The organism is Sphingomonas sp., assembly GCF_019746665.1.
Classification (GTDB): Bacteria; Pseudomonadota; Alphaproteobacteria; order Sphingomonadales; family Sphingomonadaceae; genus Sphingomonas.
Genome location: NZ_JAIERS010000024.1, coordinates 1 through 21032, shown reverse-complemented (window position 1 = coordinate 21032; position 21032 = coordinate 1). Strand labels below are relative to the sequence as shown.

24 protein-coding genes and 1 pseudogene are annotated in these 21032 nt (G+C 66.6%); 13 read left to right on the top strand and 12 right to left on the bottom strand.

Annotated features, from left to right (window positions below; genetic code table 11):
- Positions 1-112: 112 nt before the first annotated feature.
- From lepA to K2X73_RS14000, 5 genes are all read left to right on the top strand, one after another.
- Positions 113-1921 carry a translation elongation factor 4 gene (gene lepA, locus K2X73_RS14020; RefSeq protein ID WP_294111823.1) on the top strand — a complete coding sequence of 603 codons (1809 nt, stop codon included), beginning with the start codon at positions 113-115 and terminating at the stop codon, positions 1919-1921.
- Positions 1922-1995: 74 nt separating this feature from the next.
- Positions 1996-2355: a phasin family protein gene (locus K2X73_RS14015; protein WP_294111821.1), complete on the top strand. Its 360-nt coding sequence runs from the start codon at positions 1996-1998 to the stop codon at positions 2353-2355.
- Positions 2356-2526: 171 nt separating this feature from the next.
- Positions 2527-3285 (top strand): molybdate ABC transporter substrate-binding protein, encoded by a 759-nt coding sequence (gene modA / locus K2X73_RS14010; protein ID WP_294111819.1) that lies wholly within the window; start codon positions 2527-2529, stop codon positions 3283-3285.
- A complete protein-coding gene (modB, locus tag K2X73_RS14005; RefSeq protein ID WP_294111817.1) occupies positions 3282-3971 on the top strand; it encodes a molybdate ABC transporter permease subunit in 690 nt (229 codons plus the stop codon). The genes modA and modB overlap by 4 nt, the downstream gene beginning before the upstream one ends.
- Positions 3961-4587 carry an ATP-binding cassette domain-containing protein gene (locus K2X73_RS14000; protein ID WP_294111815.1) on the top strand — a complete coding sequence of 209 codons (627 nt, stop codon included), beginning with the start codon at positions 3961-3963 and terminating at the stop codon, positions 4585-4587. The genes modB and K2X73_RS14000 overlap by 11 nt, the downstream gene beginning before the upstream one ends.
- 17 nt (positions 4588-4604) lie before the next feature.
- On the opposite strand, the gene K2X73_RS13995 is transcribed toward K2X73_RS14000, so the two are convergent.
- The 4 genes from K2X73_RS13995 to secB form a co-directional block, all read right to left on the bottom strand.
- Positions 4605-5252 carry a DUF4136 domain-containing protein gene (locus tag K2X73_RS13995; RefSeq protein WP_294111813.1) on the bottom strand — a complete coding sequence of 216 codons (648 nt, stop codon included), beginning with the start codon at positions 5250-5252 and terminating at the stop codon, positions 4605-4607.
- Between the two features lie 133 nt (positions 5253-5385).
- Entirely contained in the window at positions 5386-6393 is a 1008-nt protein-coding gene (trpS, locus tag K2X73_RS13990; protein WP_294111811.1) for a tryptophan--tRNA ligase, read from the bottom strand.
- Positions 6394-6401: 8 nt separating this feature from the next.
- A complete protein-coding gene (gene murJ, locus K2X73_RS13985; protein WP_294111809.1) occupies positions 6402-7973 on the bottom strand; it encodes a murein biosynthesis integral membrane protein MurJ in 1572 nt (523 codons plus the stop codon).
- 179 nt (positions 7974-8152) lie between these two features.
- Complete coding sequence (gene secB / locus K2X73_RS13980) at positions 8153-8668, bottom strand: protein-export chaperone SecB (RefSeq protein WP_294111807.1); 516 nt, start codon at positions 8666-8668, stop codon at positions 8153-8155.
- 169 nt (positions 8669-8837) lie between these two features.
- Between secB and K2X73_RS13975 the strand changes: the two genes are divergently transcribed.
- The 6 genes from K2X73_RS13975 (at position 8838) to K2X73_RS13950 (ending at position 14778) form a co-directional block, all read left to right on the top strand.
- Positions 8838-9482, top strand: a complete 645-nt coding sequence (locus tag K2X73_RS13975) for a Tim44/TimA family putative adaptor protein (RefSeq protein WP_294111805.1) — start codon at positions 8838-8840, stop codon at positions 9480-9482.
- A gap of 102 nt (positions 9483-9584) precedes the next feature.
- Positions 9585-10826 (top strand): murein transglycosylase A, encoded by a 1242-nt coding sequence (locus tag K2X73_RS13970; RefSeq protein WP_294111803.1) that lies wholly within the window; start codon positions 9585-9587, stop codon positions 10824-10826.
- Positions 10801-11358: a Smr/MutS family protein gene (locus K2X73_RS13965; protein WP_294111801.1), complete on the top strand. Its 558-nt coding sequence runs from the start codon at positions 10801-10803 to the stop codon at positions 11356-11358. Before K2X73_RS13970 ends, K2X73_RS13965 begins: the two co-directional genes overlap by 26 nt.
- A 71-nt stretch (positions 11359-11429) precedes the next feature.
- A complete protein-coding gene (locus K2X73_RS13960) occupies positions 11430-13103 on the top strand; it encodes an EAL domain-containing protein (protein ID WP_294111799.1) in 1674 nt (557 codons plus the stop codon).
- 38 nt (positions 13104-13141) lie between these two features.
- Positions 13142-14056, top strand: a complete 915-nt coding sequence (locus tag K2X73_RS13955; protein WP_294111797.1) for an ATP-binding cassette domain-containing protein — start codon at positions 13142-13144, stop codon at positions 14054-14056.
- Positions 14053-14778 carry an ABC transporter permease gene (locus tag K2X73_RS13950; RefSeq protein ID WP_294111796.1) on the top strand — a complete coding sequence of 242 codons (726 nt, stop codon included), beginning with the start codon at positions 14053-14055 and terminating at the stop codon, positions 14776-14778. Before K2X73_RS13955 ends, K2X73_RS13950 begins: the two co-directional genes overlap by 4 nt.
- On the opposite strand, the gene dapE is transcribed toward K2X73_RS13950, so the two are convergent.
- Complete coding sequence (dapE, locus tag K2X73_RS13945; protein WP_294111794.1) at positions 14747-15901, bottom strand: succinyl-diaminopimelate desuccinylase; 1155 nt, start codon at positions 15899-15901, stop codon at positions 14747-14749. The genes K2X73_RS13950 and dapE overlap by 32 nt on opposite strands.
- A 12-nt stretch (positions 15902-15913) precedes the next feature.
- Between dapE and K2X73_RS13940 the strand changes: the two genes are divergently transcribed.
- On the top strand, positions 15914-16378 hold the full coding sequence (locus tag K2X73_RS13940) for a cupin domain-containing protein (protein ID WP_294111792.1): 465 nt from the start codon (positions 15914-15916) through the stop codon (positions 16376-16378).
- Here K2X73_RS13940 and K2X73_RS13935 read toward each other — a convergent pair.
- From K2X73_RS13935 to K2X73_RS13905, 7 genes are all read right to left on the bottom strand, one after another.
- Positions 16375-17040, bottom strand: a complete 666-nt coding sequence (locus tag K2X73_RS13935; protein WP_294111790.1) for a glutathione S-transferase family protein — start codon at positions 17038-17040, stop codon at positions 16375-16377. The two genes, K2X73_RS13940 and K2X73_RS13935, sit on opposite strands and share 4 nt — an antisense overlap.
- 34 nt (positions 17041-17074) lie before the next feature.
- Entirely contained in the window at positions 17075-17728 is a 654-nt protein-coding gene (gene yihA, locus K2X73_RS13930; protein WP_294111788.1) for a ribosome biogenesis GTP-binding protein YihA/YsxC, read from the bottom strand.
- A complete protein-coding gene (yidC, locus tag K2X73_RS13925; protein ID WP_294111787.1) occupies positions 17725-19470 on the bottom strand; it encodes a membrane protein insertase YidC in 1746 nt (581 codons plus the stop codon). The genes yihA and yidC overlap by 4 nt, the downstream gene beginning before the upstream one ends.
- Before the next feature lie 21 nt (positions 19471-19491).
- The gene (yidD, locus tag K2X73_RS13920; RefSeq protein ID WP_294111786.1) at positions 19492-19701 is read right to left on the bottom strand and encodes a membrane protein insertion efficiency factor YidD; all 210 of its coding nucleotides are present in this window, start codon (positions 19699-19701) and stop codon (positions 19492-19494) included.
- A complete protein-coding gene (gene rnpA / locus K2X73_RS13915; RefSeq protein WP_294111908.1) occupies positions 19698-20024 on the bottom strand; it encodes a ribonuclease P protein component in 327 nt (108 codons plus the stop codon). Before rnpA ends, yidD begins: the two co-directional genes overlap by 4 nt.
- Positions 20021-20155 (bottom strand): 50S ribosomal protein L34, encoded by a 135-nt coding sequence (gene rpmH, locus K2X73_RS13910; RefSeq protein ID WP_294101983.1) that lies wholly within the window; start codon positions 20153-20155, stop codon positions 20021-20023. Before rpmH ends, rnpA begins: the two co-directional genes overlap by 4 nt.
- A 78-nt stretch (positions 20156-20233) precedes the next feature.
- Positions 20234-20485 (bottom strand): hypothetical protein, encoded by a 252-nt coding sequence (locus tag K2X73_RS13905; protein ID WP_294111784.1) that lies wholly within the window; start codon positions 20483-20485, stop codon positions 20234-20236.
- 104 nt (positions 20486-20589) lie between these two features.
- Here K2X73_RS13905 and K2X73_RS13900 point away from each other — a divergent pair.
- Positions 20590-20970: pseudogene (locus K2X73_RS13900) on the top strand (magnesium chelatase domain-containing protein); the annotation flags it as partial.
- Positions 20971-21032: the final 62 nt, after the last annotated feature.

The window sequence follows — 21032 nt, the reverse complement described above, 5'->3', positions numbered from 1 at the left end:
CCTGGCGCTGTCGCGAAACGATTCTTGACCGCGCCCCAGCGTCCGCGCACGGCCTTTGTCAGTTCGGCGCGCGCCTGCTATGCGCCCGCGATCCTTTCCCACAGAGACGCCCGTGACCCCGCTTTCGAAGATCCGCAATTTCTCGATCATCGCCCATATCGACCATGGCAAGTCGACGCTCGCCGATCGCCTGATCCAGCGCACCGGGGGGCTTAGCGATCGTGAAATGTCCGAGCAGGTGCTCGACAACATGGACATCGAGAAAGAGCGCGGCATCACGATCAAGGCGCAGACCGTGCGGCTCGATTACAAGGCGCAGGACGGCGAAACCTATGTCCTGAACCTGATGGACACGCCCGGCCATGTCGACTTCGCCTATGAAGTCAGCCGCAGTCTGGCGGCGTGCGAGGGCGCGTTGCTGGTAGTCGACGCGGCGCAGGGGGTTGAGGCGCAGACGCTCGCCAACGTCTATCAGTCGATCGAGCACGACCACGAAATCGTGCCGGTGATCAACAAGATCGATCTCCCCGCCGCCGAGCCCGAAAAGGTGAAGGCCGAGATCGAGGAAGTGATCGGGCTCGATGCGAGCGAGGCGGTGCTCACCAGCGCCAAATCGGGCATCGGGATTGATGATGTGCTGGAGGCGATCGTCAAGCGCATCCCCGGGCCGAAGGGCGATCCCGCCGCGCCGTTGAAGGCGATGCTCGTCGATAGCTGGTACGACCCCTATCTCGGCGTCGTCATCCTTGTGCGGGTGATGGACGGGGTGCTGAAAAAGGGCCAGCAGATCAAGTTCATGCAGGCCGGCACCGAGCATCTGGTCGATCGCGTCGGTTGCTTCCGCCCCAAGATCGAGCAATTGGGTGAGCTTGGCCCCGGCGAAGTCGGCTTCATCACCGCGCAGATCAAGGAAATCGCGCAGGCCCGCGTCGGCGACACGCTGACCGACGCGAAGAAGCCCGCCAACGCCCCGCTGCCGGGCTTCAAGGAAGTGCAGCCGGTGGTGTTCTGCGGGCTGTTCCCGGTCGACGCCAACGACTTCGAGAAACTGCGCGATTCGATCGGCAAGCTGCGGCTGAACGACGCTAGCTTCAGCTTCGAGATGGAGACCTCCGCCGCGCTCGGCTTCGGCTTCCGCTGCGGCTTCCTGGGGCTGCTCCACCTGGAGATCATCCAGGAGCGGCTGACGCGCGAATACGACCTCGATCTCATCACCACCGCGCCCTCGGTGGTCTATAAGCTGCAGCTCACCCATGACGGTGGCGAGGCGGAGCTGCACAACCCCGCCGACATGCCCGATCCCAACCGGATCGAAGAAATCGCCGAGCCGTGGATCGAGGCGACCATCTATGTGCCCGACGAGCATCTCGGCGCGATCCTGAAGCTCTGCCAGGATCGCCGCGGCATCCAGAAGAACCTGACCTATGTCGGCGGGCGCGCGCAGGTGACTTATGAGCTGCCGCTCAACGAAGTCGTGTTCGATTTCTACGATCGGCTGAAGTCGATCAGTCGCGGCTATGCGAGCTTCGATTATCACCAGATCGGCTATCGCGAGGGCGATCTGGTGAAGATGTCGATCCTGGTGAACAACGAGCCGGTCGACGCGCTCAGCATGATCGTCCACCGCTCCGCCGCCGAGGCGCGCGGGCGGCATATGTGCGAGCGGCTGAAGGATCTGATCCCGCGCCATCTGTTCAAGATTCCGATCCAGGCGGCGATCGGTGGCAAGGTGATCGCGCGCGAGACGATCGCCGCGCTGCGCAAGGACGTTACCGCCAAATGCTATGGCGGCGACGCGACCCGTAAGCGCAAGCTTCTGGAAAAACAGAAGGAAGGCAAGAAGCGGATGCGCGAGTACGGCTCGGTGAGCATCCCGCAAGAGGCTTTCATCGCGGCACTGCGGATGGGCGACGCCGCCTGACGACGCTTCCGCGTTGGCGGCCGCGCTGCTATCGTCCGCCGCGCGGGCGGCACGACTCCAACGAGGAACAGTTCATGGCGACCGACACGAACCAGACGATCAACGAAGGCTTGCACGCCGCGCAGGGGGCGGGCGAGCAGATCGGCGCCCAGATGCGCGCGGCGGGCGAGCAGATGCGCGCCTCGGGCGAGCGCATGGCCGCGGCGGGCAGCGAGCTCGGGATGCGGCTGCTCGATCAGGCCGAGGAGAATACCCGGCAGGCCTTCGCGGCGATGCGCGCGGCGGCGCAAGCCAAGGATGTGGGCGAAGTGCTGCGCATCCAGGCCGATTTCCTGCGGGAACAAGGCAGCCGCGCGGTGGATCAGGCGCGCCAGATCGGCGAGCTGATCACCAATTACGGCCGCGACGCGATGGACAAGATCGGCAAGAAATGAAGGTGAAGCGGCCGCGCGCGATGCGTGGCCGCTTCCCCCGAGGGACGACCGGATGGCGAGGCCGGTGGCGACGCGCGGCTTGCATCGGGTCGCCGATCGCGGTGCCGGGTTAGTCTGGTCGCCCTCATTCGCTGTGCTATATCGCGGTGGATATATGCACGCGGAGGAACGATGCTTCGGCTGATCTTGGGCCTGCTCGCCTGGCTGGCGCTTGCCGCGCCCGTCGTCGCGGCGCCGGCGGACGACCCGCCGCTGGTGCTCGCCGCCGCCAGCCTTCAGGAGGTGTTGAACGACGCCGCCGATCGTTGGGCGGCGGCGGGTCATGCGCGGCCGGTGCTGTCGTTCGCCGCTTCCTCGGCGCTCGCGCGGCAGGCCGCGAGCGGGGCGCGCGCCGATCTGTTCGTCTCGGCCGATAGCGACTGGATGGATTGGCTCGCGCGGCGCGGTGCGATCGAACCGGAAAGCCGGGCGACGCTGGCGGGCAATATGCTGGTGCTGATCGCGCCGCGCGCCAACCGGGACCGGCTGGCGATCGGGCAGACGGGGGCGCTCGCGGCGCTGGTCGGCGGCGGGCCGCTCGCCATCGCCGACCCCAGCGGCGTGCCGGCAGGGCGCTATGCCCAGCAGGCGCTCGAATCGCTCGGCGCGTGGCGCGCGGTCGAGCGCGGGGTGGTGCGGGCCGAGAATGTGCGCGCGGCGCTGGCGCTGGTCGAACGCGGGGCGGCGCGCTTCGGCATCGTCTATGCGACCGACGCCCGCGCCTCGCGCGCGGTGCGCGTGCTCGCGACCTTTCCGCCGGGCAGCCATGCGCCGATTTTCTACCCCGTCGCCCGGCTGAAGGGCGCGCGGGCGAGCGCGGAGGGCTTTCGCCGTTATCTGTTGAGCGCCGAGGGGCGGGCGCTGTTCCGGGCGCGCGGCTTCTCGCTTTGAACGCTACGGGGGGCGAGGCGGCGATCGTCGCGCTGACGCTGCAGGTGGGCGCGGCGGCGATGGCGGTGGCGTTGCCGGTGGCGTTCCTGCTGGCGTGGTTGCTGGCGCGCGGGCGCTTTCCCGGCAAGATCGTGCTCGACGCGCTGGTGCATCTGCCGCTGGTGCTGCCGCCGGTCGTCACCGGCTGGCTGCTGCTGATCGCCTTCGCGCCTGATGGACCACTGGGCGCGCTGCTCGCCCGCGTCGGCGTGAGCCTGATTTTCCGTTGGACCGGCGCCGCCCTCGCCGCCGCCGTGATGGCGCTGCCGCTGATGGTGCGCGCGATCCGCCTCTCGATCGAGGCGGTCGATCCCCGGCTGGAAGCGGCGGCGCGCACCCTGGGCGCCGGGCGCTGGCGGGTGTTCTGGACGATCACCGTGCCGCTCAGCCTGCCCGGCGTGCTCGCCGCGCTGGTGCTGGGCTTCGCCCGCTCGATCGGCGAGTTCGGCGCGACGATCACCTTTGTCGGCAATGTGCCCGGCGAGACGCAGACGCTGCCGCTCGCCATCTATTCGGCGCTGCAATCGCCGGACGGGGAAGGGGCGGTGACGCGGCTGGCGGTGGCGTCCATCGCGCTGGCGCTCGCGGCGTTGGTCGCGGCCGAGTGGCTCGCGCGGCGCCAGGGGCGGGGGCGGCATGGCGTCTGATCCTGTCTTCGCGGTCGATGTGCGGACCGTGCTCGGCGAGCGCGAGATCGCGGTGCGCTTCGCAAGCGGACCCGGCATCACGGTTGTGTTCGGGCCGTCGGGCGCGGGCAAAACGACGCTGCTTAACATGGTCGCGGGGCTGCACCGGCCTGCCGCGGGCCGCGTCGAGGTTGCGCGGGAGGTGTTTTTCGATGCCGGAGAGGGGATCGACATTGCCCCGGAGCGGCGCCGCGCGGGCTATGTGTTCCAGGATGCACGGCTGTTTCCCCATCTGCGGGTGCGCGGCAACCTGGCCTATGGCCGCCGCATGGGGGAGGGGCTAGACCCGCGGCTGGTGCTGGATCTGCTCGGCATCGGCCATCTGCTCGATCGCTGGCCGCGCTCGCTTTCGGGCGGCGAGGCGCGGCGCGTGGCGATTGGTCGCGCGTTGCTCTCGGGTCCGCGCTTTTTGCTGCTGGATGAACCGCTTAGCTTCCTCGACGCGGCTCGCCGCGCCGAGATCATGACGCTGATCGAGCGGCTGCGCGACGTGCTGGCGCTGCCGATCCTGATGGTAACGCACGACGCCGCCGAAGCCGAACGGCTCGCGACGGCGATCGTGCGTGTGGGTGATTAATCCCGCTTTTTCAGGGCTTAAGCCGCCCGTTTTTGGGGAGCGACAGTGATCTTCACCGTCTGCCCCGAATTGCCGGGGAACCCGGTGAACATTGCTTCGACCAGATTGGGCACGAGCTTGGTCAAATCATCGGTGTCCGACTGGGCGCGCGCGGTGCCCTCGAACAGGCGCTGGCCCGAATCGGCGCGGTCGATTTCCAGCCGCAACTCGCTGGTGAACACGGTGTAGCTGCGCACGTCCGATCCGCCAAAGCCGCCAAACTCGCCGAGTCCCGGCCCATAGAAGAACGGATCATAAAAGCCGTAAACGAACGCCCGGCGTCCGTAAAAGCCGCCATAGGGATAGCCATAACCATAGCCGAACCCCGGCGACGACACGACCTTTTCTCGCCCGCGATCAACGCCGTAGCGGAACTTCACGACCAGTTCGGCGCCCGTCGGGTCCGCAGCCTGGCGATAGCCTTGCCGGGTCAGTTCGGCGGCGACCAGATTGGCGTATTGGCTGAATTCCAGCCCGCCCTGAAGCGCCGGATCGGCGGCCTGAACATAGAAGCTTTGCCCCTGCGGCGCGGGCAGTTGCTGGAAGCGCGACACGCGCGCGCTGAAGGGTTCGGCACAGCCGGCAAGGGCCAGAGCGGCTGCGGCGGCGATCACAAATTTCTTCATCGCGACAAGGTCCTAGCTGACCGGGCGCTGAACACGCCGGTGCGTCTGCCCGCACGCATCGCACGGGCTAACTGAATAGTGCTTGAACGCGCGGCGAAATCCAGTTGTTTCCATGTTAAACTCGCGGTGGCCGCTACACTTGCAGGCCAACGGCCGCTTGCGCGGCGAGCAGGGTTGGCCGGGCGATCGCCTCGGCACGCTCGGCGCCAGTTACCAGTGCCCGCGCCACGGCGGCGCGGTCTTCGCGCAGGGCCAAAAGTCGTGAGCGGATCGGGGCGAGCACCGCCACGGCCAGATCGGCGAGCGCGGGCTTGAACGACCCGAATCCCTGGCCAGCGAAGCGCGCGATCACGGCCTCCGGGCGTTCGTCGGCAAGCGCGGCGTAGATCGTCACCAAATTGCGCGCCTCGGGCCGCTGAGCCAGCGCTTCGAGCGATTCCGGCAAGGGCTCGGGATCGGTTTTGGCCTTCTTGATCTTCTGCGCGATCGCATCGTCATCGTCGATCAGATTGATCCGTGAGGCGTCGGAGGGATCGGACTTCGACATTTTGGCGCTGCCATCGCGCAGGCTCATGATGCGCGGTGCCGCCTCGCTGACGAGCGGTTCGGGCAGCGGGAACAGCTCGACCGCGAAATCAGCGTTGAACTTGGTCGCGATGTCGCGCGCGAGTTCCAGATGCTGCTTCTGGTCCTCGCCCACGGGAACATGCGTCGCCTGATAGACGAGCACATCGGCCGCTTGCAGCACGGGATAGGTAAACAAGCCGACACTCGCGCCCTCGCGGTTTTTGCCGGCCTTGTCTTTCCATTGCGTCATACGATTGAGCCAGCCCATCCGCGCGGTGCCGCCCAAGATCCAGGCGAGTTCCGAGTGAGCGGGTACGCGCGCTTGATTGAACAGGATCGCCTTCGCCGGATCGATCCCGCAGGCAATCAGCGTCGCCGCCATGTCGATCGTATTGGCGGCAAGCTCGGCGGCGATCACCGGCTGGGTGAGCGCGTGGAGGTCAGCCAGGAAAAACAGGCATTCGCCGCCTTGCGCGGCCACCGCGTCCTGCATCGCCACCCATTGCTTGATCGCGCCAAGGTAATTGCCAAGGTGGAGATTGCCGGTGGGCTGAATGCCGGAGACGACGCGCATGGGGCTCCTTAGGATTTGGCGCGGCGCGGGCGCAGCGCCGCTTTGAGATCGCTGGGCAGATAGGCCCGGGTGACGAAACAGGCGACGGCATAGACCAAGCCGCCGAGCGCGACCAGCAGCGCCATCGCGCCCCAGCGGGTGAGACTCGGACCCGTCGTGTAAGGCAGGAAAAGCGCGTTGAGCGGCCACAGCGCCGCGCCCATGATGAGCGCGGCGACCGCGAGCCGCCAGGCGCGGCGTTGCAGCTGTATATCGGGCTCGAAATGTCCGCGCCGCCGAAGCGTCCAGTAGAGCAGGGCGACATTGGCGCTGCTCGACAGCGCGGTCGCGAGTGGCGGCCCCATATGCTTAAGCGGGATGATCAGCGCTAGGTTGAAGACGATGTTGAGGCCAATCGCCCAGGTCGCGAACTTCACCGGCGTCTTGGTGTCATGCCGGGCATAAAAGCCTGGGGTGAGCACTTTCACGAGGATGTAGCTCGGCAGGCCGACCGAGAAAGCGGCCAGCGCTTGCGCGGTGGCGACCGTATCGGCAGGGGTGAACTTGCCGTGCTGGTAGAGCGTCGCCGCGATCGGCAGGCCACAGACGATCAGCGCGACGGTCGCGGGCAGGGTGAAGAACAACGCAAGTTCAAGGCCGCGGTTCTGCGTATCCATCGCGGCGGCTTCCTCGCCACCGCCCAATTGGCGCGAGATCGTTGGCAGCAGCACCGTGCCAAGCCCGATGCCGACCAACCCGAGCGGCAGCTGGTTCAGCCGATCGGCCAGATAGATGTATGTCACCGACCCGGCTGGCAGCAGCCGCGCCGCGAGTGCGGTCGAGATGACGAGATTGATCTGTACCGCGCCCGCGCCCGCCGCCGCCGGTCCGATCAGCGCGAGCAGCCGTTTGACATCCGCCGTCCAGCGCGGTCGCTTGAGCTTCAGCACGACCTTCGCCCGGGCGCAGGCCCAGACGAGCCAAGCGAGCTGGAGCGCACCCGACACGGTCACCGCAATTGCCTGATTGCGCGTGGTGATAAGGGGCAGGTCGCTGTGGAAGAGGAGGAGCGCCGCGATCAGCGTCGCATTGAGCAGGATGGGTGCTGCGGCATTGACCCAGAATTTCTGGAGCGAGTTCAAGATGCCGCCAAACAGCGAGACGAGTGAGATCAGCAGCAGATAGGGCAGGGTCAGCCGCGACAGGCCGACCGCGTAATCGAATTGCGCCGGGCTCACATCGCCGAACCCGCCCGAAAGCAGGAAGGTGACCGGCCACGCCGCCAGCTCCAGCAGCAGCAGCATGGCGATCAGTACCGGTAGCAGTACCGACAATGCATCCTCGGCAAAGGCGAGCCCCGCCTTCAGCCCGCCGCCTTCCTCCGCGACGCGCTTGTTAAACATCGGGATGAACGCCGCGCTGAACGCCCCTTCGGCGAACAGGGCGCGGAACATGTTGGGCAGGCGGAACGCGATCAGGAACGCGTCCGACGCGAACCCCGCGCCGACGAAGCGCGCGAACAACGAGTCGCGCACCAGCCCGAGCACGCGGCTCGCGAGCGTCAGGCCGCCGACCGATCCAAGGGCACGGGCGAGGTTCATCCGGTTTGGACTACCCGCACGCTGGCGCCCCAGCCTCGCCAACCTCCTCGCCCGGCGAAGGCCGAGGTCCAGCGGCGGCGAGGGCCATCAGGAAGCGCTATAGTTGGGTGCGGCATGATGCTGAGCCCGGGCCTCTGCCAGGGAAGCAGCGCGTTAGACGGGCGTCGCCAGGACAGCCCTCAGGCATGGCCAACCGGCGTGCCGCCGTCGCCTTCGATCTGGCCCTGCGCCTGCTGCATGTACAGCGCGCCGAAATCGATCGGATCGAGCATTAGCGGCGGGAAGCCGCCGTCGCGCACCGCGTCCGCCAGCACGCGGCGGGCGAACGGGAAGATCAACCGCGGCGCTTCGGCCAGCATGAAGGGCTGAAGATGCTCGGCCGGGATGTTGCGCACCGCGAACAGCCCCGCATAAGCAAGGTCGACCACGAACGCGACCTTGCCGTCGATCTCCGAACGCGCGTCGATCTTCAGCACCACTTCATGCACATCGTCCCCCACTTGTTGTGCGGCGATGTTGAACTGCACGTCGATGCGCGGCTGGCCCTGCGTCTGGAAAATGGCCGGCGCATTGGGGTTTTCGAACGAGAGATCCTTCACATATTGCGAAATGATCCCGACCACCGGCATATCCTCGGCGCCCAGTTCGCCATTGCCCGTCGCCGCGCCGCCGAAGCCGGCCGTATCTTCACTCATCAAAAACCCTTTTCTCTGATTATGGCGGATCAAGCCCGCCGCGTGTGGCGAGCGCCGTAGCAGCGCCGCTTGCACAGTTCAACGCCAGCGGGCAACATCACGGCTTGGCCTATTTGAAACCGGGGCCAAGGCGCCTATGTTGGCGGTTCCTGCGATGCCTGGAGGCCCAGTGGTTTACCTTGTCCTGCTGATCATGGTCGCTGCCTTTCTTGCGCTGCGCCTCTACATGGTGCTCGGCAAGCGGACTGGCCACGAGCAGCCGCTGCCAAAACCCGCCGAGGAGCGTCGCGCGCCGCTGCCGCTTGCTCGCGCGCCCGAGCCGTTGGGCGAAGCACGCGATTCGGGGCCGCGCACGATCGAGGGTGGCGCCGAGCAGGGCTTGCGCGCGATCATCGCCGCTGATCCCAGCTTCGATGTGTCGCGGTTCCTCGATGGCGCGAAGGGTGCCTATGGCATGATCCTCGATGCCTATTGGAAAGGTGATCGCGAGACGCTCGACTGGCTTTGCGAGTCCGAGGTACGCGACAGCTTCATCGCCGCGATCGATGAGCGCGAAGCGGCGGGGCAGGTGCTGGACAACCGGCTGGTTACAATCGAGCGCGCGTTGATAACCAATGCCCGTCTCGATGGGCGGGTAGCGCGGATCGCCGTGCGGATCGACGCCGACATTGCCGCTGTCACCCGCGACAAGGACGGCAATGTGGTCGCCGGCTCGCTGTCGGACGCGGTAACGACGCATGAGCTGTGGACCTTCATGCGCACGCTGCGTGGCAACGATCCAAACTGGAAGCTCGCCGAAACCGACGAGGTCTAAGCGCGGAGGGACGATTGCTCCCCCGGGGTCGGGGCCTATCGCGCCAAGAGACGTGGGAACCATCGTGACGAAGCTGTTGGGCTTGGCTAAGCCCGAAGCATGATGATCCGCCTGTCCCCCATTGTCATGGCCGGTTTCTTGGCCGGTTGTGCCGCGCAAATCGTGCCGCCAGCGCCGGTTTCCCGCCCTTCCGTCGGGCGGGTGGCCAAGCCAATTCCCGCGACGCCGCTGCCGCCGGTTCCAGCGCCAGCGCCTGGAGCCGGGGTCGCGAGCGCCGTTGCTGCTGGGCTGCTCGCCGGCCCGTCGCTTTCAACACTCACGCTTGATCCCGCGCAAGCAGCGCGCGCGCTCGCGGCCTTTCGGACCAGTTGCCCAGCGCTGGCTCGCCGCACGGATGCGAGTGGCTTGACCCGCCCCGACGACTGGCAAGCAGCCTGTGCCGCGGCCGGCACTGCGCGCGACACCGAGGCAGTGAACTTCTTCGCCACACAATTCGAGGCGGTGCAGGTTGGCGATGGCAAGGCGTTCGCGACCGGCTATTACGAACCCGAGATCGCCGGCGCGCGGAAACCCCAGCCTGGCTATGTTCCGATCTATGGCCGCCCGCGCGACTTGATCGAGGTCGATCTTGGTCAGTTCAGCGATGCGCTCGTCGGTAAGCGCATCCGTGGCCGCGTCGACGGCACACGCTTCGTCCCCTATTTTGAGCGCGGCGAGATCGAGGATGGTGCGATCGAAACGCGCGCGCCGATCATCGCCTGGGCGGCCGATCCTATCGAGCTGTTTTTCCTGCAGGTGCAGGGATCGGGCCGCTTGCGCCTGCCCGACGGCGGCATCGTACGGCTGGGCTATGAAACGCAGAACGGCCGCGACTATACCGGCATCGGCGCCAAATTGCGCGAGCGCGGACTGCTCGCGCCAGGTCAGGCCTCGATGCAGGGGATCATCGGGTGGCTCCGCGCCAATCCAGAGCAGGGCCGGGCGCTGATGCGCGAGAATAAGAGCTATGTGTTCTTCCGCGAACAGTCCGGTCCGCCCCAGGGTGCGCTCGGCTATCCCGTGTTGGCGCGGGCAAGCGTCGCCGCCGATCCGCGCTTCATTCCCCTGGGTGCGCCAATTTTGCTGTCGCTCGATCGTGCCGAGGCGAGTGGCATTTGGATCGCGCAAGATACGGGAGGCGCGATCAAGGGCGCTAACCGGGTCGATACCTATTGGGGCGCGGGCGAGGAAGCACGCGCGATCGCCGGCGGGATGAGCGCGCGGGGAACCGCATGGCTGCTTCTGCCCAAGGGCGCACTCGCGCGGAACGGAGGTTCGCTTGGCGGGGCGACGCCTCAGCGCTGAGGAAGCGGCGCTATGGCGGCGCGTGATCGCCAGCGTGCGCCCGCTGGCGCCGACGCCCCCGCTCGTACCGGAAGTCGCGGCGGTGCCTTCATCCGCCAGTCGCGCTGCGTCACCACCGCCTGCAGCGACTCCGGTCCGACATGCCAAGCCCGTCCCCCCACGCGCGCCCGCGCCCGGCACCACGCTTGACGCGAGCTGGGACCGCCGCCTCGCGCGAGGCCTGGTCGCGCCCGATAGCAGCATCGATCTTCACGGCCATACGCTCGACAGCGCTTATCACGCTCTCGATCAAGCACTCGCGCGGGCGATCCTACGCGGTGATCGCCTGCTGCTGCTTGTTACCGGCCGCCCGCCCCGCCCGGAGAGCGAGCGTCCCCATGCGCGCGGGCGCATCCGTGCCGCGGTCGGAGACTGGCTCGCCGCATCGCGCCACGCCGGGTCGATTGCCGCGGTGCGCGCGGCGCATCCCCGCCACGGCGGTGCCGGCGCGCTCTATCTGGTGCTGCGACGTCCCAAAGGGACGAATTGTTAACCTGTTTCGGGCAGCACGGGGAGGCAAGTGACGTGCATCAAGCCCGCGCTTGGTAAGGTTTCTGTCGATCGATGGCTGGTGCGTCGCTCAAAGGCCGAGCTTTTACGTTCGCGCTCTGCGCGGGGCTTGTCGCCTTCGTGCTGGCTCTGGCGGCGACGTTTGACGGCCAGCTCGACCGCGAGAGCATCGCCCACGCGCTGATCCCCGCCATCGTATGTGCTACCTTCTGCTGGGCCTCGGCACAGCGCCAGCTGGCGAGTGTTGCAGAGGCGATCGATGCCGCGATCGCGCGGCTCGAACGTGCCGGCCATGGCGATCTGGACTCGCCCTTGCCCCGGCTGGTCGGGGAACGCGTGCCGAAGCTCGGCAACGCGATCGACGTGCTATTCCGTCAGGTCGCCGCCAATCTCGAGAGCGTCCATCGGCTGGCGATGTTCGACCCGGTGACGGGGCTGCCAAACCGCACCCATTTTCGTCGCGGCGCCGAGCGGCTGCTCTGCGACGTGACCGCTGACCAGCGGGCTGCGCTACTGTTCGTCGATCTCGATCGCTTCAAGTCGGTAAACGATACCCTCGGCCACGCGATGGGCGACATGCTGCTCGCCATGGTCGCCAACCGCCTGCGGGCGGTCGCCGAGCGCTTCGCCGTGGAGGGAGCACCCGCGCCGTTGCTCGGCCGGCTGGCGGGGGACGAGTTCACCCTGTTCCTGCCGCAGCTCGCCGACAAACTGGCCGCCGAACGCGTCGCGCGCGGCGTTCTCTTCGCGCTGTCCGAGAGTTTCGAGCTGGCCGATACCGACGTGTCGATCGGGGCCTCGATCGGCGTGGCCTGGCGGCCGGACCATGGCGCGAACCTAACCGATCTGATGCGCGCGGCCGATGCCGCGATGTACGAAGCAAAAGCCCGCGGTCGCGGACGGGTCGAAATGTTCAGCGATAAGCTGGCGCACGAGCTTGCCGAACGTGCCCAGCTCGAGGCTGATCTGCGCGCCGCGATCGACCGGCGCGAATTCTCGCTCGCTTTCCAGCCACAGGTTGCCGCAGCCACGGGCGAGATCGTTGCTGCTGAAGCACTGCTGCGCTGGCAGCATCCGCGCTTAGGGCTGACACTGCCCGGCAGCTTCATCAAGCGCGCTGAGGAAACCGGTCTGATCTTGGAGATCGGCGAATGGGTGATCGAAACGATCGCTGAAACCATTGCCCGCTGGGGACGGATGGGGATCGAGCAGCGCCTCGCGATCAACATTTCGGCGCGCCAACTTGATCAATCGCAGTTCTTCCACCAGCTGCGCGCGGCGATGCGCGCCGCCGACGCGCCCGCGCGGCTGCTCGAGCTGGAGATCACCGAGACGCTGGCGATGCATTGCGGTGACGAGACGCTCGCCGCGATCACCGCGCTGCGCGACGACGGGGCGCGGATCGCAATCGACGATTTTGGCACCGGCTATTCGAATCTCGCGCGGCTCAGTAGCTTGCCGGTCGATCGGGTAAAGCTCGATCGAAGCCTGATCGAGCCGATTACCGAACAGCCCCAGGCACGCGCGATCGTGCAGGCAATGATCGGGCTGATCCATGGCCTTGGCTGCGAGGCGGTGGCCGAAGGCATCGAGACGCTGGACCAAGCCGAGATGCTACGGCTGATGGGCTGTGACGTGATCCAGGGCTATGCCATCGCGCGGCCCATGCCGGAGGAGGCGTTCATTACTTGGAGCCAGGGCTCCAAGCGTTGGGCGCTCGCGGGGTAGGACTGGCCGCCCCGCGCTAGCTTGATTAGAGCGGCGTAATGTTCGCCATTGAAACGGACAGCCTGACCAAGCGATTCGGCGCGCGGATAGGTGTTTTTGACTTGGCCCTGCGGGTGCCGACCGGAAGCATCTATGGCTTTCTCGGCCCAAATGGGGCGGGCAAGACGACGACGATGCGGCTGCTGTTGGGGCTGTTGCGGCCAGATGCGGGCGACGTGCGGCTGCTGGGGCGAAGCTTGGCGCGCGAACGCCGTGGCGCCTTGAGCGGCGTGGGTGCGTTTGTGGAAAGCCCCAGCCTTTACGATCACCTTTCCGGGGAAACGAACCTCGACATGACGCGCCGGTTGCTTGGCCTGCCGAAGCGCGAGGTGGCTCGTGTGCTCGAGATTGTCGGTCTGCGTGCGGCCGCGTCGCGGCGGGTGGGCGGCTATTCGTTGGGGATGAAGCAACGGCTGGCGCTGGCCCGCGCGCTGCTTGGCACACCGCAACTACTCCTGCTGGACGAGCCGACCAACGGGCTCGATCCCGACGGCATCATCGCTATGCGCGATCTGGTCCAATCGCTGCCCGATCGGGTTGGTGCGACAGTGTTCGTCTCCAGCCACTTGCTGGCCGAGGTGGAGCGTGTCGCAACCGTGGTTGGCTTGATGCGCGGCGGGCGGCTGGTGCTCCAGGCCGAAATCGGCGCGCTGCAGGCGGGTGGTCGCCGGGTGCGTATCGAGCTCGACGATGCCGCGCGGGGCGTCGCGGTCTTGCAGGGTCTGGGAATGGAGGCGGTCGCGGCGGGAGCGGGCGCGCTTCACCTGCATTGCCCAGGGGCTGACCAGGTAGCGGTGCTCACGTCGCGCGCCAACGTTGCGCTGGTTGGCGCAGGCATCGCCGTGTTTGCGCTCGTGCCCGAGCCCTGGACGCTCGAGCAGGTTTATCGCGAGAGCGAGGCGCTGGCGGCATGATCGCGCTGCTGCGCACCGAATGGCGCAAGCTCGGCGGTTCCCTCGCGCTGTTGTTCGCTTTGTGCGCGCCGGCGCTGCCGGGTCTGCTCGCGGCGTTGGCGATGGCGACTAATCAACGTGCGCCCGCCTGGGCGAGCATCATCGGCCAGTTCGCGCTACCGCTATGGACGCTGTTCCTGTTGCCGATGTGTCTCGCGGTGTTCAGCACGCTGGTGGCACAGATCGAATATCGCGGTCGGGGCTGGGATCATCTGCTCGCGCTGCCGATCGCGCGCTGGCGGGTGTTCACTGCAAAGGCCTTGGTCGTGCTTGCGGCGGTGGCGTTGATGAGCGTGCTAATGATTGTGTTCGCGCTCGTCGGGGCAAGCGCCGGGGGGCTATTGAGTGGCAGGATGCCGGTGGGGCCACTGCTATGGGCGAGTTGGGCCACGCACCTGGGCCAGGTGCTTGTAGCGGGGTTGCTCATGACAGCATTGCAACTCTGGGCGGCGATGCGCTTTGCCAACTTCGTCGTGCCGCTCGGAGTCGGCGTAGGCGGCACCTTGGTCGCGCTCGCTGTCGCGATCACGCAGACGGATCAGGCGGATTGGTTTCCTTGGGTGCTGCCGTTCCGAGTTGCGGTGGCACGCGATCCGTCGGCAGCGGTGGCGTTCGGCGGGGGCGCCGGGCTCGTCGTCCTGGTTGCGATGGTCATTGATCTGTCGCGGCGGAGCTTTCGCTGAGCGCGGCGGCGGCGATATCGGCGTAAATGTCTGTAAGCACCCGCAGATCGTCGATCGCCACCGCCTCGTCGAGCTTGTGCATCGTTGCATTGACCAGCCCGAACTCGACCACGGGGCATAACGCCGACAGGAAACGCGCGTCGGAGGTGCCTCCAGTGGTCGAGAGTTCGGGCGCGATGCCGGTGCGCTGCTCGATGGCGCGAGCAACCAGCGTGGAGAGCGCTCCGGGCGGCGTAAGGAACGCCTCGCCCGAGACGCGCGGGATGATGACGGCCTCTGGCGCGTGCTCTCGCACGATCGCCGCTACCCGGTCGGCCAGGGCATCGCCCCGGTGGCGGTCGTTGAAGCGGATCGACAGCCGCGCCTTGGCGCGGGCCGGTATCACATTGGTCGCGGGATTGCCCACCTCCAGCTCGGTGATCTCTAGATTGGAGGGCTGAAACCACGCGGTCCCTTCGTCGAGCACCAGCGCGTCGAGCGCGGCGAGCGCACGCACGAGCTTCGGGACCGGATTGTCCGCCAGATGCGGATAGGCGACATGGCCCTGGCGGCCGGGCACGTCGATCCAGATGTTCACCGATCCGCGCCGGCCGATCTTGATCATGTCGCCCAGCCGGTCGACCGAGGTCGGCTCGCCGACCAGGCAGGCATCGGGTTTTAGGCCGCGTTCCGCCATGCGCGCCATCAGCGCGCGCGTGCCGAACACAGCCGGGCCTTCCTCATCGCCGGTGATGATCAGCGAAAGCGTCCCAGCCTCGACCGGTACGCGCGCCGCCGCGGCGACGAAGGCGGCGATCGCGCCCTTCATGTCGACCGCACCGCGCCCGTAGAGCAATCCGCCCGTTTCGACCGGCTCGAACGCGCCGTGAGTCCAGCCTTGGCCCGGCGGCACCACGTCGAGATGCCCGGCGAAGGCGAAGTGTCGCCCGCCGCCACCGCGCACCGCGAGTAAATTCTCGACCGGCCCGTCCGGCACCTCCCCCGCCACGAAACGCTCGACCGCGAAGCCGAGCGGGGCGAGCGCGGCTTCGAGCACGTCAAACACAGGTCCGCGCGCGGGGGTGACGCTCTCACACGCGATCAGGGCCTTGGTGAGTTCGATGGGATCGGGCAGACTGGACATAGGAGGTGTCCCTTGCCCAAGCTCGACCTCGCATCAATCCCCCAAAGCAACGCGACCGGTTATCCGCCGCCTTTCGACGCGCCCGTCGCGGGCCGCTGGTGGCGCCGCCTGGCGCCCGCAGGCGGGCTCACCGAGTTCGGCGTGAGCCATGTCGTGCTCAAGCCCGGCGCCTGGTCGTCGCAGCGCCATTGGCACGCGGCTGAGGACGAGCTGGTGGCGATGCTGGCGGGCGAGGCGGTGCTGATCGAGGATGGCGGCGAGACGTTGCTTCGCGCGGGCGATGTCGCGGTCTGGCCCAAGGGGGTGGCGAACGGTCACCATCTGGTGAACCGGAGCGCCGACGACGCCGTGTTCATCGCCATTTCGGCGGGCGACCGGGATGGCAGAGGAAGCTATTCGGACATCGATATGACGTTCAGCGCGGACGGCCATTTCCACAAGGATGGGACGCCCTATCCGACGAAACGGCTGCGCTAGGTCCGTGCTGGCGTCTCATATTGTTCGATTACCCACTCCTCTTCCTGCGCGGCGGCGATCCAGTCTTGAAGGAAGGGGTGGTGCAGAACCGCGTCGATATATGCGGGCGCGAAGCGGGCTACGGGCAGCGACCAAGTGACGATGCGCGTGCAGACGGGCGCGAACATAATGTCGGCCGCGCCAAACGCGCCGAACAGGAAATCGCCGTCGCCGCCGAACCGGGCGCGGGCTTGTGCCCAAAGCTCCATGATCCGCTGAAGATCGGCAAGCACTTCGGGCTTCTGCTCGCGCGGGGGAAAGGCCTGGCGGATGTTCATCGGGCATTCCCGGCGCAAAGCGCCGAAACCCGAATGCATCTCCGCCGCCATCGATCGCGCCATCGCCCGCGCCGCCGCGTCTTGCGGCCAGAATTTGTCGCCGCCCGATTTCTCGTTGAGATATTCGACGATGGCGAGGCTGTCCCACACCACCACCTCGCCATCCCACAGCACCGGCACCTTGCCGCTGGAGGGGGCGAATTCGTCGCCCTGGCGGCGCTGGTCCCAATCGGCGTCAAACAGCGGCACCACCGCTTCCTCGAAAGGCAGCGCGGATTGCTTGCACGCGAGCCAGCCGCGCAGCGACCAGGAAGAATAGGCCTTGTTGCCGATGATGAGCTTCATGGGCCGCAGGCTTAGCCGGGCGGATCGAGCCGCGCTAGCCCAGCAACGCGGGATCGACCGCCTCGAGCACCGCCGCGCGCAGTTCGGCGATGCCCATGCCCTTTTCGCTGGAGGTGGCGAGGATCTCGGGATGTGCGGCCGGGCGCGCGCGCGCTTCGGCGGCGGTGGCGCGGAACACCGCGTCGAGCTCGCTCGCCTTGATTTTGTCGGCTTTGGTCAGCACCAGCCGGTAGCTCACCGCCGCCTTGTCGAGCATGTCGAGCATCTCGCGGTCGACCGGCTTCACCCCGTGGCGCGCGTCGATTAGCACCAGCGTGCGTTTCAGCACCGCGCGGCCGCGCAAGAAATCGTTCACCAGATAGCGCCACCTCTTCACGATCGCTGGGGGCGCCTTGGCGAAGCCATAGCCGGGCATATCGACCAGCCGCAGCAGCGGCGGCTCACCGCCGACATCGAAGAAGTTCAACTCCTGCGTGCGGCCCGGCGTGTTCGAAGTGCGCGCAAGGGCATTGCGGCCGCATAGCGCGTTGAGCAGCGAGGATTTACCGACATTCGATCGGCCTGCGAAGGCGATCTCCGGCGCCACCGGATCGGGCAGGAATTCCAGGCTCGGCGCGGAGCGAAGGAAACCGATCGGCCCGGCGAAAATCTTGCGCGCTGCCTCAAGCGCTTCGTCCGACATGCTCATTTGGCGGGCGCCAGCATCTCCGGATGCCGCGCATAGAGCAGCCGCTGCTGGAGGATGGTAAGGACGTTCGACGTGATCCAGTACAGTTGCAGCCCCACCGCGAACGGCGCCATCACGAACATCAGCATCCAAGGCATGATCGCGAAGACCTGCTTCTGCGCTTCGTCCATCGGCGCGGGGTTGAGCTTGAATTGGAAGTACATCGAGATGCCGAGCAGCACTGGGATCACGCCGATCGCCAGAAACGGTGGCAGGCTATAGCCAAAGGTACCGAAGCCATTGAGGATCGTCGCTGGGTCGGGCGCCGACAGATCGTGAATCCACAGCGCGAAAGGCTGATGGCGCATTTCGATCGTCAGCAGCAGCACCTTGTAGAGCGCGTACATGATCGGAATTTGCAGCAGCACCGGCAGGCAACCAGCCAGCGGGTTCACGCCTTCGGCCTTATAGAGCGCCATGATCTCCTGCTGCTGGCGTGCCTTGTCGTCGGCGAAGCGCTCCTGGATCGCCTTCTGCTTGGGCTGGATCGCCTTCATCTTCGCCATCGAGGCGAACTGGCGCTGGGCGATCGGGAAGAGCAGGCCACGCACCGTGATCGTCAGCGCGATGATCGCCACGCCGAAATTGCCGATCAGTTTCGACAGCAGATCAAGATAATAGAAGATCGGTTTTTCTATGATCCGGAACCAACCCCAGTCGATCGCCTTGTCGAAATTTTCGATCCCGCCCTTGTCTTGATAGCCGTCGATCAGTTCGACTTCCTTGGCGCCAGCGAAGAAGCGGCTGGTCTGCATCGCTACGCGGCCTGCGGGAACGGTTATCGGGTTCTGCGTGTAATCGGCCTGGAACGTTTCGCCCGCGCCTTTGAATCCGGCATGGACCTGCGCTCCCTGGTCGGGGATCAGCGCGGTGAGCCAATAAATGTCGCCAAACCCCAGCCAACCGCCTTGGTGATCGAAATAATTCTCGCCCGCCTTGGCATTCGACCCAAAGATGCGGCCCCAAAAGCTGGGGCTCTGGCCTTGGAGGTTGGGGTAAGTGATGTCGTAATTGGCGCCACGCCCGAACACGCCGACCGGGCCGACATGATTGGTCCATGTGTCAAGCTCATGTGGCAACCCGTTGCGCGAGATCAGCGCATAGGGGCGCAGCTTCACCGCCTGGGCGCTGGGATTGGCGACCGACTGGCGGACGCTGAACATGTAATTCGCGTCGACCGCGAATTGCAGCTGGAAGCGTACCCCTTGCGGGTTTGTATAGGTGAGCGTCACCGGCTTTTGCGGGGTGAGTACCGTCGAGTCCGCCGTCCAAACAGTGTCTCGGCCCGGCACGGTCACCCCGTCGCCGCCCCAGCCCCAGCTCGCGAAATAGGCGCGCGGCGCGCCCGAGGGTGAGAGCAGGCGGACAAAGGGTGAATTCTTGGCGATCGTCTCGCGGTGGCGCAGCAGCACCAGGTCATCGAGCCGCGCGCCGCGCAGGTTGAGCGAGCCCTTGAGCGAGGGCGTATCGATCCGCACCCGCGGAGTCTCGCTTAAAACTGCCTCGCGGCTTTTCGCGGCGGCGGCGCTGTCGGCTGCCGGATCGGTCGCGGCGCTTTTCACTATCTTGGTCTGGCCCGCCTCGATCTTGGTAACCGGTGGACGCGCGGGTGGCAGGAAGCGGGTGACGACGAACTGCCACCCGATCAGGATCAGGCCGGCGATCACGATGAAAAGCACCAGATTGCGTTGATCGTCTTTCACTCGAACGTCCCCAGCCAGCGCCTACGGCACCGGATCATAGCCATGCCCGCCCCATGGGTGGCAGCGCAGGATGCGCCGCGCCGCCAACCACGAGCCTTTGCGCGCGCCATAGCGGCGAAGCGCGGTGATTGCATAGGCCGAACAAGAAGGTGTGTAGCGGCAGCTGGGCGGCAGAATGACCGACGGCCCGAGCTGCCACAGGCGGACAAGAAGGATGAGGAGCCGGCTCACCGCGCCAGCTTTCCAAGCGCCTTCACCAGCTCGGCGCGGAGCAGCGCATAATCGCGTTCCACTCCGTCCTGTCGGCCAATCAGCACATGATCATGGCCCGCGAGGCCGCGCTCGGGTAGCACCTCGCGGGCGAGCGCGCGCAGGCGGCGCTTAAGGCGATTGCGGACTACCGCGCCGCCGATTTTCTTGGTTACGGTGAACCCCACTCGTATCGCTGGATCGGCATCGCGCCGATCAAGAGCGAGCAATACGAAGCCGGGCATCGGCGCGCGCTTGCCCTGGTTCGCCGAGAGGAAATCGCGGCGTTTGGTGAGCGTTGTCAGGCTGACAGCTTCTTGCGGCCACGGGCGCGGCGGGCACGCAACACGTTGCGGCCGCCCACCGTCGCCATCCGCGCGCGGAAGCCGTGGCGACGGGCACGCACCAGATTGCTCGGCTGAAAGGTCCGCTTCATCACTCATTCCCTAAATCGAAAAAGCCGCCTCATGGGCGGCAAATTAGGCGCGCCGCATAGCTGGGGTGGCGTGCCAAGTCAATCGGCGGTCTCGCTTTCCTTCGCCTTGGCCCGCCGGCGCTTGGCCGAACCGCGCCGTAGCCCCAGGTCGGCAAGCTCCCCGAGCTTAGGCCAGCGTCGCTTAGCGCGAACGAACAGCCGCTTCGCGCGGTCCGAATTTTTTAGTGCAAGCGCAAGCCCCGCTGCGAACACCGGGATGCCGCCGGGTCCGGGGATGATCCCAACGACAGGCGACAACACGATCAGCGCGACTCCGGTGCCGGTCAACACGGTTCGGGTGGTAGGGCTGCTTCGGGCGCGTGGCATAAACTCTCGAAAGGCTTTCGCTTGGGCTTACGCCATGGTTATGAACGACTGCTGAGCAGGGGGGCATCGTGGTCGCGATCGTATCGACCGTCGCTTATCTGGGGTTGGAGGCTCGCTCCGTCGAGGTGCAGGTGCAATTGGCGCCGGGCCTGCCGGCCTTTTTCATTGTGGGGCTGGCGGATAAGGCGGTGGCCGAAAGCCGCGAGCGGGTGCGTGCCGCCGTCGCCGCGCTCGGCCTCGCGCTGCCACCCAAACGGATCACCGTGAACCTGTCGCCAGCTGACCTGCCCAAGGAGGGATCGCATTACGACCTGCCGGTCGCGCTCGGGTTGCTCGCGGCGATGGGCGTCATCGATGCCGAGCAGCTCGCCGATTATGTCGTGGTGGGCGAGCTGGGGCTCGACGCACGGATCGCGCCGTCTCCTGGTGTGCTGCTGAGCAGCCCCCACCGGGTGGTCCGGGTATATAGTTAGTGCATTGTCGTCTCCGCCGCCATTGCCGGTCGGAGGTG